Annotated in this window: 17 protein-coding genes; 13 read left to right on the forward strand and 4 right to left on the reverse strand. The window is 61.8% G+C overall.

Features of this window, described 5'->3' with window-relative positions:
* The first annotated feature begins 57 nt into the window (after positions 1-57).
* From infC to leuA, 8 genes are all read left to right on the forward strand, one after another.
* Positions 58-579 carry a translation initiation factor IF-3 gene (infC, locus tag QOL82_RS07675; RefSeq protein WP_283441872.1) on the forward strand — a complete coding sequence of 174 codons (522 nt, stop codon included), beginning with the start codon at positions 58-60 and terminating at the stop codon, positions 577-579.
* Positions 580-751: 172 nt separating this feature from the next.
* Entirely contained in the window at positions 752-949 is a 198-nt protein-coding gene (rpmI, locus tag QOL82_RS07680) for a 50S ribosomal protein L35 (protein WP_283441873.1), read from the forward strand.
* 22 nt (positions 950-971) lie between these two features.
* Positions 972-1,331: a 50S ribosomal protein L20 gene (gene rplT / locus QOL82_RS07685; protein WP_194714186.1), complete on the forward strand. Its 360-nt coding sequence runs from the start codon at positions 972-974 to the stop codon at positions 1,329-1,331.
* Positions 1,332-1,485: 154 nt separating this feature from the next.
* The gene (gene pheS, locus QOL82_RS07690; protein WP_283441663.1) at positions 1,486-2,502 is read left to right on the forward strand and encodes a phenylalanine--tRNA ligase subunit alpha; all 1,017 of its coding nucleotides are present in this window, start codon (positions 1,486-1,488) and stop codon (positions 2,500-2,502) included.
* 14 nt (positions 2,503-2,516) lie between these two features.
* Positions 2,517-4,943 carry a phenylalanine--tRNA ligase subunit beta gene (pheT, locus tag QOL82_RS07695; RefSeq protein ID WP_283441664.1) on the forward strand — a complete coding sequence of 809 codons (2,427 nt, stop codon included), beginning with the start codon at positions 2,517-2,519 and terminating at the stop codon, positions 4,941-4,943.
* A gap of 20 nt (positions 4,944-4,963) precedes the next feature.
* Positions 4,964-5,377 carry an integration host factor subunit alpha gene (locus QOL82_RS07700; RefSeq protein WP_283441665.1) on the forward strand — a complete coding sequence of 138 codons (414 nt, stop codon included), beginning with the start codon at positions 4,964-4,966 and terminating at the stop codon, positions 5,375-5,377.
* A 10-nt stretch (positions 5,378-5,387) separates the two neighbouring features.
* The gene (locus QOL82_RS07705; RefSeq protein WP_283441666.1) at positions 5,388-5,783 is read left to right on the forward strand and encodes a MerR family transcriptional regulator; all 396 of its coding nucleotides are present in this window, start codon (positions 5,388-5,390) and stop codon (positions 5,781-5,783) included.
* A 438-nt stretch (positions 5,784-6,221) separates the two neighbouring features.
* Positions 6,222-7,889, forward strand: coding sequence for a 2-isopropylmalate synthase (gene leuA / locus QOL82_RS07710; RefSeq protein WP_283441667.1), 1,668 nt, complete (start codon positions 6,222-6,224; stop codon positions 7,887-7,889).
* 16 nt (positions 7,890-7,905) lie between these two features.
* Here the strand turns inward: leuA and QOL82_RS07715 are convergent, their stop codons facing one another.
* Positions 7,906-8,232 carry a DUF3135 domain-containing protein gene (locus tag QOL82_RS07715; RefSeq protein WP_283441668.1) on the reverse strand — a complete coding sequence of 109 codons (327 nt, stop codon included), beginning with the start codon at positions 8,230-8,232 and terminating at the stop codon, positions 7,906-7,908.
* Between the two features lie 179 nt (positions 8,233-8,411).
* Between QOL82_RS07715 and QOL82_RS07720 the strand changes: the two genes are divergently transcribed.
* The 5 genes from QOL82_RS07720 to QOL82_RS07740 all read left to right on the forward strand — a co-directional run bounded on the left by QOL82_RS07720 (position 8,412) and on the right by QOL82_RS07740 (position 10,765).
* Positions 8,412-8,816: a hypothetical protein gene (locus QOL82_RS07720; protein WP_283441669.1), complete on the forward strand. Its 405-nt coding sequence runs from the start codon at positions 8,412-8,414 to the stop codon at positions 8,814-8,816.
* Between the two features lie 107 nt (positions 8,817-8,923).
* A complete protein-coding gene (locus QOL82_RS07725) occupies positions 8,924-9,397 on the forward strand; it encodes a YXWGXW repeat-containing protein (RefSeq protein WP_283441670.1) in 474 nt (157 codons plus the stop codon).
* Positions 9,398-9,501: 104 nt separating this feature from the next.
* On the forward strand, positions 9,502-9,717 hold the full coding sequence (locus QOL82_RS07730) for a hypothetical protein (protein ID WP_283441671.1): 216 nt from the start codon (positions 9,502-9,504) through the stop codon (positions 9,715-9,717).
* 96 nt (positions 9,718-9,813) lie between these two features.
* Complete coding sequence (locus tag QOL82_RS07735) at positions 9,814-10,056, forward strand: hypothetical protein (protein ID WP_283441672.1); 243 nt, start codon at positions 9,814-9,816, stop codon at positions 10,054-10,056.
* 226 nt (positions 10,057-10,282) lie between these two features.
* Complete coding sequence (locus QOL82_RS07740; RefSeq protein ID WP_283441673.1) at positions 10,283-10,765, forward strand: Spy/CpxP family protein refolding chaperone; 483 nt, start codon at positions 10,283-10,285, stop codon at positions 10,763-10,765.
* Positions 10,766-10,835: 70 nt separating this feature from the next.
* On the opposite strand, the gene QOL82_RS07745 is transcribed toward QOL82_RS07740, so the two are convergent.
* The 3 genes from QOL82_RS07745 to QOL82_RS07755 all read right to left on the reverse strand — a co-directional run bounded on the left by QOL82_RS07745 (position 10,836) and on the right by QOL82_RS07755 (position 12,725).
* Positions 10,836-11,960 carry an SLC13 family permease gene (locus tag QOL82_RS07745; RefSeq protein ID WP_283441674.1) on the reverse strand — a complete coding sequence of 375 codons (1,125 nt, stop codon included), beginning with the start codon at positions 11,958-11,960 and terminating at the stop codon, positions 10,836-10,838.
* On the reverse strand, positions 11,953-12,180 hold the full coding sequence (locus QOL82_RS07750) for a hypothetical protein (protein WP_283441675.1): 228 nt from the start codon (positions 12,178-12,180) through the stop codon (positions 11,953-11,955). The genes QOL82_RS07745 and QOL82_RS07750 overlap by 8 nt, the downstream gene beginning before the upstream one ends.
* Positions 12,181-12,368: 188 nt before the next feature.
* Positions 12,369-12,725 carry a hypothetical protein gene (locus QOL82_RS07755; protein WP_283441676.1) on the reverse strand — a complete coding sequence of 119 codons (357 nt, stop codon included), beginning with the start codon at positions 12,723-12,725 and terminating at the stop codon, positions 12,369-12,371.
* Between the last annotated feature and the right edge of the window lie 144 nt (positions 12,726-12,869).

Consider the following 12,869-nt stretch of genomic DNA (forward strand, 5'->3'; position numbering starts at 1 on the left):
GGGAAACCCGCAGCGCTGTAGCACGGCTTAATCATTTGATTTTCAAAGGAAACTACAATAGCTACTGACAAGTCGCATCGCATAAATGGCGAAATCAACGCGCCTGAACTGCGCCTGAGCGGGGTAGACAACGAACCCCTGGGCATCGTGAGCCTCGCCGACGCCTTCCGCCTTGCCGAAGAGAAGAACGTGGACCTGGTGGAAATCGCGCCGACCGCGACACCTCCGGTTGCGCGCCTGATGGACTACGGCAAGTTCAAGTATCAGGAGCAAAAGAAGGCGCACGAAGCGAAGCTCAAGCAGAAGATCATCTCGGTCAAGGAAGTCAAATTCCGACCCGGTACGGACGATGGCGATTACAACATCAAGGTCCGTAACCTGATCAAGTTCCTCGATGAAGGCGACAAGACCAAGATCACGCTGCGTTTCCGCGGTCGCGAAATGGCGCACCAGGATATCGGCATGCGCATGCTCGAACGTCTGAAGGTGGATCTGGAGCAGTACGGCCAGGTCGAGCAGTGGCCGAAGATGGAAGGACGCCAGATGATCATGGTGATGGCGCCCAAGAAGAAGAAGTAGCTGTTGGCGTAACGCAGAATTCGCACGGCTGATTTAGTACAGTCAGCCGGCGCAATAACGTCAGCCGTCAGGTTGGCGTAAAACAAGTGAGAGCAGGCATCAAAGTGCAGTCACAGGCTGCCACCTGCAATCATGTTAAAAAATGGAGCTGTCCATAAGGACAGGTATTGCTATGCCAAAAATGAAAACGAAAAGCAGCGCCAAAAAGCGCTTTCGTGTACGTCCAGGTGGAACCGTCAAGCGCGGCCAGGCTTTCAAGCGTCACATCCTGACCAAGAAAACCACCAAAACCAAACGTCAACTGCGCGGTGCAACCGATGTCCATGCCACAAACATGGTGTCCGTCCGCGCAATGATGCCGAACGCTTAACCTCACTATTTAAGGAGTAACCATGCCTAGAGTAAAACGTGGGGTCACAGCACGGGCCCGTCATAAGAAAGTTCTCGATCAAGCCAAAGGCTACCGCGGCCGCCGCAGCAAGGTATACCGCGTCGCCAAGCAGGCAGTCATGCGCGCAGGCCAGTATGCCTACCGTGACCGCCGCAACAAGAAGCGCGTGTTCCGCGCACTGTGGATCACCCGTATCAACGCCGCGTCGCGTTCGCACGGCCTGACCTACAGCGTGTTCATGAACGGCCTGAAGCGCGCCGCCATCGAACTGGACCGTAAAGTCCTGGCCGACATGGCCGTGACCGACAAGCCGGCATTCGCCGCTATCGTCAACCAGGTGAAAGCCGCGATCGCTGCTTAATTGTTAGCATCCATCATTGCTTGCAGATGATGGTCGGGCGGGGCACAGGTGAACACCTTTGCCCCGCTTTGTTTGTCGGCTGCTGGATGGCCGGCACGCCGGCTTCCTTTTTCGGCTTTTTTTTCGGCTTCAATCAGAAAGCGGGAAACACCGCATGACCTCCTTAGAACAACTCGTAACCCAGGCGCAGGCTGATTTCGCCGCCGCGCCGGACGCTGCCGCGCTGGAAAACGCCAAGGCCAGATACCTGGGCAAGACCGGCCAGATCACCGAGCAGATGAAGGGCCTGGGCAAGCTGGCGCCGGATGAGCGCCGCGCCCAGGGTGCCGTGATCAACGCGGCAAAAGAACAGATCGAGCGCGCGCTGACCGCGCGCCGCGATGCGCTTGACCAGGCGCAGCTGGAAGCCCGCCTGAATGCGGAAGCGATCGACGTGACGCTGCCCGGCCGCGGCCGCGGCATCGGCGGCATCCATCCGGTGATGCGCACCTGGAACCGCGTCGAGGAAATTTTCGGTTCGATCGGCTTCGAGGTCGCCGACGGTCCCGAGATCGAGACCGACTGGACCAATTTCACCGCATTGAACAGCCCGGAAAACCACCCGGCGCGATCGATGCAGGATACGTTTTACATCGACGGCAAGGACAGCCAGGGCAAGCAGTTGCTGCTGCGCACGCACACCAGCCCGATGCAGGTCCGCTATGCGCGGATGAACAAGCCGCCGATCAAGGTGATCGCGCCCGGCCGCACCTACCGGGTCGATAGCGACGCCACCCATTCGCCGATGTTCCACCAGGTCGAAGGACTTTGGATAGACGAGAACGTCAGCTTCGCCGACCTGAAAGGCGTCTACCTGAATTTCGTCCGCGCTTTCTTTGAAACCGACGATTTGCAGGTGCGTTTCCGGCCATCGTATTTCCCGTTCACCGAACCATCGGCCGAAATCGATATCGCGTTCGGCAGCGGCCCGTTGAAGGGCCGCTGGCTGGAAGTCTCGGGCGCCGGCCAGGTGCATCCGACGGTCGTGCGAAACATGGGACTCGATCCGGACCGCTACATCGGTTTCGCGTTCGGCTCCGGCCTCGAACGGCTGACCATGCTGCGCTATGGCATCAACGACCTGCGCCTGTTCTACGAGGGCGATCTGCGCTTCCTGAAACAATTCAATTAACGACACGGTTCACTATGCAATTCTCCGAAAGCTGGCTCCGCACGATGGCCGATCCGACATTGAATTCGGATGAACTGTCACATCTGCTGACAATGTCGGGTCTCGAAGTCGAAGAGGTGGAAGCCGTGGCGCCGCCGTTTTCCGGCGTGGTCGTTGCACGCGTGGTTGAAGTTGCGCGGCATCCGAACGCCGACCGTCTCAATGTCTGCCAGGTGGATGTCGGCAGCGGCACGCTGCACAACATCGTCTGCGGCGCGCCCAATGTGCGTGCCGGCATGCATGTTCCCTGCGCACTGCCTGGCGCGGTGTTGCCGCCCGGCGAAGACGGCAAGCCATTTGAAATACGTGTCGGCCAGCTCCGCGGCGTCGAGTCGCAGGGCATGCTGTGCTCGGCGCGCGAACTGAAGCTGTCCGAGGATCACGGCGGTCTGCTGGAGCTTCCGGCCGATGCGCCGGTGGGCCAGGATTTCCGCGACTACTATCAGCTCAACGACCTGCGTTTCACGATCAAGCTCACCCCCAACAAGGCGGACTGCCTGTCGGTGCTCGGCGTCGCGCGCGAGGTTTCCGCGCTGACCGGCGTGCCGCTGCATGAACCCGAGTTCAAGGCGGCCGCGGTCAGTTCCGATGAGAAGTTGCCGGTGCGCATCGACGCGCCCGACCTGTGCGGCCGGTTTTCGGGACGCGTGATCCGTGGCGTCGATGCCCGCGCGGCGACGCCGGACTGGATGAAGCGCCGCCTGGAACGCAGCGGGCAGCGGCCGATTTCGGCGCTGGTCGATATCTCGAATTACGTGATGCTTGAACTGGGCCGGCCTACCCATGTGTTCGACCTCGACAAGATCCACGGCGGGCTGGAAGTGCGCTGGGGACGCAAGGGCGAAAGCCTGAAGCTGTTGAACGGCAACACGGTCGACGTGGATGAGTGGATAGGCGTGATCGCCGACGACAGGCAGATCGAGTCGCTGGCCGGCATCATGGGCGGCGACGCAACCGCGGTGTCGCTGGAGACGCAAAACATCTATCTCGAGGCGGCATTCTGGTATCCGCAGGCGATACAGGGCCGTGCGCGCCGCTATAACTTCTCGACCGACGCCGCTCACCGCTTCGAGCGCGGCGTCGACTATGCGACGACTGTCGAGCATATCGAGCGGATCACCGCGCTGATTACCGAGATTTGCGGCACCGCCGCGACCACGGTCGGCCCGGTGGACGACCAGGTGGTGAACCTGCCGCAACGCGTTCCCGTGACCGTTCGCACCGAGCGCGCCCAGAAAGTGATCGGCGTTCCGCTGGACGATCAGCGCATTGCCGACATCTTCAGCCGGCTGAAGCTGCCGTTCACGCAGGAGGCAGGACGCTTCCACGTGACGCCGCCGTCATACCGTTTCGATATCGAGATCGAGGAAGACCTGATCGAGGAAATCGCACGGGTCTATGGATTTGAAAACATTCCGGCACGGCCGCCGGTTGCCGCCAACGTGATGCGCATGCTGCCGGAAAACGTGCGTTCGCTGTTTGCGATCCGCCGGCAGATCGCTGACCTCGACTACCAGGAAGTGATCAATTTCAGCTTCGTCGAAGAATCCTGGGAAAAGGATTTCGCCGACAATGACGCGCCCATCCGGCTGCTGAATCCGATTGCAAGCCAGATGAGCGTGATGCGCTCGACGCTGATTGGCGGCCTGCTTGCCAACGTCCGCTACAACCTGAACCGCAAGCTTAGCCGGGTGCGGGTATTCGAAATCGGTGCAATCTTCAAGCGGGACGAGTCGGTACAGGATGGCCCTCTGTCCGTTGCCGGCTATTCCCAGCCCAAGCGCATGGCCGCGCTGGCTTATGGCCAGGCGATCGACGAGCAGTGGGGCGCGCCTGCGCGCAATGTCGATTATTTCGACCTGAAGGCCGACCTCGAAGCGCTGTTCGCGCCGCGCCAGCTGCGCTTCCGCAAGGCCGTGCATCCGGCGCTGCACCCGGGCCGTTCGGCCGAAGTGCTGCTTGACGGCGCGCTGATCGGCTTCATCGGGGAACTGCATCCGCGCTGGCAGCAGAAATACGACCTGCCGCTCGCACCGGTCATTTTCGAGGTCGATGCGACTGCACTGCAGCATCGTGACGTGCCCGTCTACCAGGAAATCTCGCGCTTTCCGGCGGTCACGCGTGACCTCGCGCTGTTGGTAAAAAACGACGTTCAGGCCCAGGAACTGCTTGACGCTTTCGAGTTGCACAGGCAGGAAAGCAGTGAAGGGCGCCTCGTCCAAGCCATTGTTTTATTTGATGAATATCGCGGCAAAGGTCTGGAAAATGAGCAAAAAAGCCTTGCTTTCCGGTTCACCTTGCAAGATACTCAGACGACCCTGAACGACAACAACGTGGACGCCCTGATGGCTGGTTTCATTGAGGTTGCCCGCACAAAACATGGTGCCGCACTGCGCACTTAAGGCAGGTGGGGACAACAGAAATGAATGACGTGAACTCAGCTGAATTTCAATCCGTATTAGCCGTCGATCTCAACCGCGCCGTCCTGGAAGCACAGGCGCGGTCGCAGGCAGAAAAGGATTTGCCCACCCTGACCAAGGCGGAACTTGCCGAAATGCTGTTCGAACAGGTTGGCCTGAACAAGCGCGAGGCGAAGGACATGGTCGAGACCTTCTTCGATGAAATCCGCAATGCGCTGGAACGCGGGGAACTGGTCAAGCTGTCGGGATTCGGCAATTTCCAGCTGCGGGACAAGCCGCAGCGGCCGGGACGGAATCCGAAGACCGGCGAGGAAATTCCGATCACCGCGCGGCGGGTCGTTACCTTCCATGCCAGCCAAAAACTCAAGAGCATGGTCGAACTCGCCAGCCAAAAACCCGCCACCCGCGTCGCCTGATTGATTGCCCATGACCGAGCGTAACAGCAAGCCAGAACCAATCGAACTCCCGCCGATTCCCGCGAAACGTTATTTCACCATTGGCGAAGTCAGCGACCTGTGCGGTGTCAAGCCGCACGTGCTGCGGTACTGGGAGCAGGAATTTACCCAGCTCAAGCCGGTGAAGCGGCGCGGCAACCGGCGCTATTACCAGCATCATGAAGTATTGCTGATCCGGCGGATACGCGAGCTGCTGTACGAGCAGGGCTTCACGATCAGCGGCGCGCGCAACAAGCTGGGCAGCCGGCTTGCCGAGCACGAGGAAGTGCCGGAGGAACCGCCGGCGCCGCCCGAGCCGCAGGTCGACCTGCTGGCATTGCGCGAAGAACTTGCAGGCATCATGCAGCTGTTGCGGCCGCAGGCCTGAAAAAGTCGGCTGAAAGGCATTTCAGCCGACTTTTTTGCTTGACAGCGGTTCGCCGCGTCCCTTAAGGTTCACCCATGTCTTCCGCTCACCCACCTCTCTTTTCGTTCAGCCCGCGCGCCAGCCTGCTGCCAGCGCTACGACTACGCCTGCCGCTATAACAGCAGGCAGCAAGTCCGCGCCGGTGTTCCGGCCCCAGGCAAATTGAACGAAAGACCGTGAGCATGTATTCGAAGGCCATATCCCCCGCAAGCTGCACCCAAGGCGAATTTCCGCATTCCTCCGGTCGCGCACGCGCCGTTGCAATCCTCCTGCTACTACTACCGATCGGTTGCCTGGCCTCGCGTTGAGTGGCAGTCCGGCAGCCTTTCCGCCACATCCGAATTTCCCTTCCGTTTTCGCGACCGTTCACCGGTCACCTGTACCAGACAAGGAATTGCCATGATGCTCACCAACCCAGCAAGCAAATACCGTCCATTCGCCGCCGTAGCGCTGCGTGACCGGACCTGGCCCGACCAGGTCATCAGCCATCCGCCGATCTGGATGAGCACCGATCTGCGCGACGGCAACCAGGCGCTGATCGAGCCGATGAGCCCGGAGCGCAAGCTGCAATTCTTCGAATTGCTGCTCCGTACCGGCCTGAAAGAGATCGAAGTGGGTTTCCCGTCGGCGTCGCAGACCGACTTCGATTTCGTCCGCATGCTGATCGAGGAAAACCGCATTCCCGACGACGTCACGATCATCGTGCTGACCCAGTCGCGGGAAGAACTCATCCGCCGCACCGTCGATTCGGTGCGCGGCGCGAAGCGGGCAGTAGTCCATCTTTACAATTCGACCGCGCCGGCATTCCGCCGCGTGGTCTTCAACATGAGCCGTGACGAGATCCGGGACATCGCGGTCAGCGGCACGCGCCTGGTGCGCCACCTGACCAGCGACATGCCCGAGACTGACTGGGGTTTCGAGTACACGCCGGAATCGTTCAGCCAAACCGAACTGGATTTCGCCAGGGATGTCTGCGACGCGGTCTCCGCAATCTGGCAGCCGACGCCCGAGCGCAAGATGATCGTCAATCTGCCGTCGACGGTCGAAAGCAGCACGCCCAACATCTATGCCGACCAGATCGAATGGATGCATCGCAACCTGGCGCGCCGCGACGCCATCATCCTGAGCGTGCATCCGCACAATGACCGCGGCACCGCGGTCGCCGCCGCCGAGATGGCGGTGATGGCGGGCGCGCAGCGGGTCGAAGGCTGCCTGTTCGGCAACGGCGAGCGCACCGGCAACGTCGACCTCGTGACGCTGGCGCTCAACCTGTACACGCAGGGCGTGCATCCCGGCCTGGATTTTTCGGATATCGATGCGGTCCGCCAGTGCGTCGAGGATTGCAACCAGCTCCCGGTGCATCCGCGCCACCCCTATGTCGGCGACCTCGTCTACACCGCGTTCTCCGGTTCGCACCAGGATGCGATCAAGAAGGGATTCGCCAAGCAGAAGCCGGACGAGTTCTGGGACGTGCCCTACCTGCCGATCGACCCGGCCGACCTCGGGCGCAACTACGACGCGGTCATCCGCGTAAACAGCCAGTCGGGCAAGGGCGGCATGTCCTACCTGCTGGAGCAGGAATATGGCCTGGCATTGCCGCGGCGGCTGCAGATCGAGTTCAGCCGGGTGGTGCAGGCGGCTGCCGACACCACCGGCAAGGAAATCACGGCCGACGAAATCCACCGCATCTTCAGCCGGGAATACCTGGAACGGCAGGCGCCGTATGCCTACCAGGGCCACCGGATGAGCGAGGATACGAGCCGCGAGAGCCCGGTGCAGATCAGCGTGACCGTGGAGCAGGACGGCCGGGAAGTCCAGCATTCAGGGCAGGGCAATGGGCCGATCGACGCCTTCGTCGCTGCGCTTGGGCTGGACATCCGGGTCATGGATTACCACGAACATGCGATCGGCGCGGGCGCCAATGCGCAGGCGGCAAGCTATGTGGAACTCCGCGTCGGCGACGGTCCGACCACGTTTGGCGTCGGCGTCGACGCCAATATCGTCACGGCCTCGTTCAAGGCGGTGATCAGCGCGGTGAACCGGGACAGGCAGTCGTCGGCGCGCTGATCCCGCGAGCGCCGGTTCAGCCGGCGCGCAGTTTCATCATCAATGCATCGGCCTGCAGCTGGGCGAGGCTTTGCAAGCCGAGCTGCCAGGCCGCATTCAGTTGGCCGACCGATTGACGCATCATCTGGAATGCGCCGATTGCGGCGTCGGCCGGCGTCGCCGCGCGCTGGCGATTCGCTTCGATGCAAAGCAATAATTCTTCGAGCGCGGGCCGGTGCCGCTGCGGCGCCTCGTCGACTGCCTGCTGGAGCAGGTGCCGGCGGAAGCTTTCGAAAGCCGCCGGATCTTCCTTGTACAGACGGGACAGCGTATCAAAGTCAGGCAGTTTAGCGTCGGTGTTCATCACGACTCCGCATAGTTGTATTAATGATAATCTTAACTACGTGGCAATATTATCATTTACGCAATCGCAATGCGGCGCACTTTAACGAATCGGGCCTGAGCAAAATTGGGTCTGTTAGCGAACATACATTTCCAAAGTTTCGTTCTAGACTGCAACTTTTAGCGTCCAGGAGCGACAACATGACCTTCCCCATTTCCCGTTTTTCCCATTCCTGCCGTGTTGCGCTGGTCGCAGGCGGCATGCTTCTGGCAACCGGCAGTGCAATGGCGGCAGAGGGCGACCGCCAGGCTGGCGCCAGCACGACGATTGCCCAGGAACGGCAGAATTGCATGGACGGCAAGACCAACCAGGACCGCGAAACCTGCCTGCGCGAAGCGGGCGCCGCGAAGCAGGAATCCCAGCGCGGCAACCTGCGCGACACCGGCGATTACAGCAGCAACGCCAGCAAGCGCTGCGCGACGCTGCCAGCTGACCAGAAGGCCGATTGCGAACGCCGCAGCATGGGCGAGGGCAGTGTCAGCGGCAGCGTCGGCAGCGGTGGCGTGGTCCGCGAACTGGTGACGCCCGTTCCTGCAGCGAAATGAACAGGCAATGACGGAATCCGCAACATGTCGCAGGAAAACTTGCAATTGTGTCTGAATATTTCTCTATGGCATGTATATTGGTTGCCAGTGAGTCAAAAGGAACCAGTATGAAATCCGCCGTCATTGCAGCAGCACTGTTCGTCGCCGTATCCGGCGCCGCCTTCGTCCCGGCGCCGGCGCACGCCCAGGTCAACGTCAACATCGTGATCGGCAATCCGCCGCCGCCGCCACGCTACGAGGCCGTCCCGCGGCCTCGCGCCGGTTATGTGTGGGCGCCCGGCTTCTGGAACTGGAATGGCCGCGACCACGACTGGCGTTCCGGTCACTGGGAGCGCGCCCGTGCCGGGCAAGTCTATAACCGCCCGCAGTGGGTCCAGGCTGACAACGGCTGGCGGCTGCAGGAAGGCGGCTGGCGTCGTGCCCGTGCAGAACGGCACGAGCGCTATGAAAGACAAGAGCGCCATGAGCGGCACGACCGCCGGGACGAGTACCGCTCGGAAGAGCGGGATGGCCATGGTCATGGTCACGGTCATGGCGGAGACCACTGTCCTCCGGGACAGGCCAAAAAAGGTCGATGCTGAGCCGTGTCATCCTGAAGTCATGAGTCCGGAATTTTCTGTGCGCGAGCGCACAGACGCCAGGGCCGGACGGAATTATCTTTTGGAATTATCAGGAGAATAAGACAATGCCTTCAGAGAATTACACCCGCCGTGGCGGCCAGCGGCTGACTTATCTAATCGCCTATGACAAGGGCGAATACTTTATCGAACGTGACGGCCAGCTGAAAAAGGCGGTTCCGGATGCGATGGCAACCGGCATTGCGCCGAGTGAAGCGACCCCGGAACTCATGCTCCGCATGGCGATCGGCGATATCGAGAGTTTGAACGGCATGGACGAGTAATCATCCCTGCCGGCAGGACGGTTCCAGGCGCACGCTCGCCTGGCGCTGAAACAGTGGCTCCGGCATGGCGCCGGCCACAATAACCAGGAGGATGTCATGAAAAGAATAATCGGTGTTTTCGCAGTGCTGCTCGCGCTCAGCCCATTGGCCCAGGCGCAGGAACGTTCGGTCCGCGAAGAAATGCGCCATGACCGCCATGTCGTCGCCCGCGACGCGCGCGCCGCCGGCCACAAGATCGCCCATCCGCTGCGCGGCAAGGTACGCTGCCGCGACGGCCTGATCCGCACCAGCCGTCCAGGCGCCTGCGCCCGCCACAACGGCATCGCCCGCCGCTACTGATTCGCGAGGTACTGCGCACCGGCGCCGCCGCCCGATTCTCGGCCGGCGGCGTTTTACATCCGGCGGCCCGATCCGGCAGCCTTCACCTTCCTGGCCGCATCCCATTCCTTCCCCGCTTCGACACAACTCGATACAAAGCCGTCCCTGCTGACATCAGTCTGATACATCGGCCATGCATCATGCATTCCTGTGCACTGCACACTTTTTAACCTGAAGGGGAATGAACATGAAACAACTGCACGCCAGGATGATCTCGGGCTTTATCGCCGCCGCCGCTCTCTCCACCGCTGTGTACGCAGCACCGCCGGCGCCTGAACAGGGCGGACCGGACCGGGGTGCGATGCAGGGCATGCACCAGGAGCACAAGGGTGGCGACTTCAAGGAGCGCATTGCACGCCGCCAGGCGGTATTGCATGACAAGCTGAAGCTGACCGGCACCCAGGAAGCCGCCTGGAAAACCTATATCGCGGCCGCCACGCCGCCGGCCCCGCCCGCACGCCCGGATCGCGCCCAGTGGGAAAAACTGTCCGCGCCGGAGCGCATGGAAAAGATGATGACCATGATGAAGGAGCGGGAAGGCCATATGGCAACGCACCTTGCCGCGATGAAGACCTTCTATGCAACGCTGTCGCCGCTGCAGCAGCAGATCTTCAATGACAATGTCGGCGGCGGCATGCGCGGCCACGGCCACGGGCACGGCCGCGGTTAAGTCCACGGTGTGTGCAGGCCTGGGGCTGTCTTCGCAGCGTTAGCGTGGATGTAGGCAGGCGAACGCTGCGTCAGCGCAGCAGCAGCCAGGCCAGACCGCCCGCCACCAGCAGGAAGGGCAGGGAATAGGCGTGAAAGCTGATCCATGCCCGGCGGTCGGGCGCCATCCGCAGCGCGATGATATTGGCGAGCGAGCCGATCATGAAGCCGAAGCCGCCGACATTGACGGCATAGGCGATCACCCGCCAGTCGTGGCTGTACTCGGCCAGCAGGATGGCCGCCGGCACGTTGCTCACAACCTGCGACGCAGCGATGCCGGCAAGGTAAAGGTGCGGCAACTGGCGCAGGTCGACCGCGCCTATCCAGGCCCGCACCACGTCCAGCTGCGACAGCAGGCGCAGGTCGATGAACATCAGGACGAACACCAGGATCAGCGCCCAGTCCAGCCGGGCCAGCAGTTCGCGCCGGGCGAGCAGGAGCGGCGCCAGCGCCAGCAGCGCCAGGTAAGGATGGCGCAGGTCGGTGATCACCAGGAAGGGTATATACAGCCCCAGCGCCAGCATCAGCATCAGGCGGTCGGGCTGCGCGGACGACTGCCTGGGCGACAGGTGCAGCCGCTTGCCCGAAAACGCCAGCAGGGTCAGCAGCAGCAGCGGCGCCAGCAACACGGCCGCCAGCGGCAGCATGGCCAGCGTGAACTGTCCGAACGTGACATGCGAGAGCTGCCACAGGAACAGGTTCTGCGGATTGCCGATCGGCGTCAGCACCGAGCCCGCATTCGCGGCCAGCGCCTCGAACACGATCAGGCGCGTCAGCGGCGCGCCGCTGCTTTTCAGCGTCAGCGTCAGCGGCACCACCACGAACAGCGCGACGTCATTGGTCAGCACGGTGGCCAGCAGCGCGGTCGCCAGCACCAGGAACACCGCCAGGCTGCGCTCGGTGGGAATGGCGGCGACCAGGCGCTGCGCGAGTTGCGGCAGGTAGCCGCTGCGCTCGACACCCTTGGTCAGGGCGAGCAATCCGGTCAGCGTGGCGATGGTTCGCCAGTCGACCAGCGAAAGATAATCGGGAATGGCGGCCGGCCTTGCCATCGAGAACGCGGCCAGCGCCAGCAGCAGCGTCCAGAGCAGGTAGTCGCCTGCCAGCGCAGCGAGGAAGGCCCTTAACGGCGGCGCCGCGCTGGCGCCGTCAGCCATTGTTCTTCACCCACTCCACCGACCAGGCGCGCGCATGTTCGATCGCGATCGCACGGGTGGAGTAGGCGACTTCCGGCGCGAACCGGGTGGTGCCCATGTCGGCCTTGTCGCTATAGCGGGTAATGTGGGCTTCCGCGTGAAAACCGCCTTTTTCCACTGGAATGGCGATGCAGCGCAGCAGATAACCCTGGTTTGCGAATGTTTTTTCAGCCTTGATCACGTTTATTTCCTGGCATTCCGGACGCCGAATTATAACGGCTCGGGAGGTGCCGGGCGGAACTGCCTCCAAATGCATCACCGCGAAATTTATCCATCGCGATCAAGCACTTAGGACGCTTCAAGCAGGGTTATCCACAGAATTGTCCACTAGAAATGTGAGTAGTCCACAGCAGCCGTCGGCTTATCCGGTCATCGCAGCGGGAAACGGGCCTCCAGCACGGTCCGGACGGCATAGCTGCGCGCTGTGTCGCGCGTATCCCTGAGCGTGATGTTTGCCGCCGGCAAGCCGCCCAGCAACGCTGAGGTCGCATTGACGAGATCCTGGTAGCGGTCCTGGCAGGCCGACATTGCCGCGTCGGCGATGTCGGCGACCAGCGCCTCCGACTTCACGTAGCGCATCGCATAGACGCCGATGCAGCGGAAATAGGTGCTGTACGCCTCTTCCTGCTGGGACTGCCGGTCGGAAGCCGCGCCTTGCGCCTGGGCGGCGCCGGTGGAGCCGACGGCAAGTAATACGGACAGGGCAAGGATGGGCAGGGTTTTCATGGGAGTCCGGCAAGGAGAAGGAAGGAATCGCCATGATAGTGCAGCCAGCCGTGTGGGCAGCTGCCATGCTGCGCAAACGTAGTTGCCGCCGTGATATTTCCTGCAGGCAGCAAAACTTGTAAAATCCTGTCACAATACGATTTC

The organism is Noviherbaspirillum suwonense (assembly GCF_900182955.1).
Taxonomy (GTDB): domain Bacteria; phylum Pseudomonadota; class Gammaproteobacteria; order Burkholderiales; family Burkholderiaceae_D; genus Noviherbaspirillum_A; species Noviherbaspirillum_A suwonense.

Bases quoted from the DNA above. Each gene is read 5' to 3' on its own strand.
- QOL82_RS07730 (WP_283441671.1), top strand. From the start codon at position 9,502: ATGCCTTCAGAGAATTACACCCGCCGTGGCGGCCAGCGGCTGACTTAT.
- QOL82_RS07745 (WP_283441674.1), bottom strand. From the start codon at position 11,960: ATGGCTGACGGCGCCAGCGCGGCGCCGCCGTTAAGGGCCTTCCTCGCT.
- leuA (WP_283441667.1), top strand. From the start codon at position 6,222: ATGATGCTCACCAACCCAGCAAGCAAATACCGTCCATTCGCCGCCGTA.
- QOL82_RS07715 (WP_283441668.1), bottom strand. From the start codon at position 8,232: ATGAACACCGACGCTAAACTGCCTGACTTTGATACGCTGTCCCGTCTG.
- QOL82_RS07755 (WP_283441676.1), bottom strand. From the start codon at position 12,725: ATGAAAACCCTGCCCATCCTTGCCCTGTCCGTATTACTTGCCGTCGGC.
- rplT (WP_194714186.1), top strand. From the start codon at position 972: ATGCCTAGAGTAAAACGTGGGGTCACAGCACGGGCCCGTCATAAGAAA.
- QOL82_RS07705 (WP_283441666.1), top strand. From the start codon at position 5,388: ATGACCGAGCGTAACAGCAAGCCAGAACCAATCGAACTCCCGCCGATT.
- QOL82_RS07735 (WP_283441672.1), top strand. From the start codon at position 9,814: ATGAAAAGAATAATCGGTGTTTTCGCAGTGCTGCTCGCGCTCAGCCCA.
- QOL82_RS07740 (WP_283441673.1), top strand. From the start codon at position 10,283: ATGAAACAACTGCACGCCAGGATGATCTCGGGCTTTATCGCCGCCGCC.
- QOL82_RS07700 (WP_283441665.1), top strand. From the start codon at position 4,964: ATGAATGACGTGAACTCAGCTGAATTTCAATCCGTATTAGCCGTCGAT.
- QOL82_RS07720 (WP_283441669.1), top strand. From the start codon at position 8,412: ATGACCTTCCCCATTTCCCGTTTTTCCCATTCCTGCCGTGTTGCGCTG.
- QOL82_RS07725 (WP_283441670.1), top strand. From the start codon at position 8,924: ATGAAATCCGCCGTCATTGCAGCAGCACTGTTCGTCGCCGTATCCGGC.
- pheT (WP_283441664.1), top strand. From the start codon at position 2,517: ATGCAATTCTCCGAAAGCTGGCTCCGCACGATGGCCGATCCGACATTG.
- rpmI (WP_283441873.1), top strand. From the start codon at position 752: ATGCCAAAAATGAAAACGAAAAGCAGCGCCAAAAAGCGCTTTCGTGTA.
- pheS (WP_283441663.1), top strand. From the start codon at position 1,486: ATGACCTCCTTAGAACAACTCGTAACCCAGGCGCAGGCTGATTTCGCC.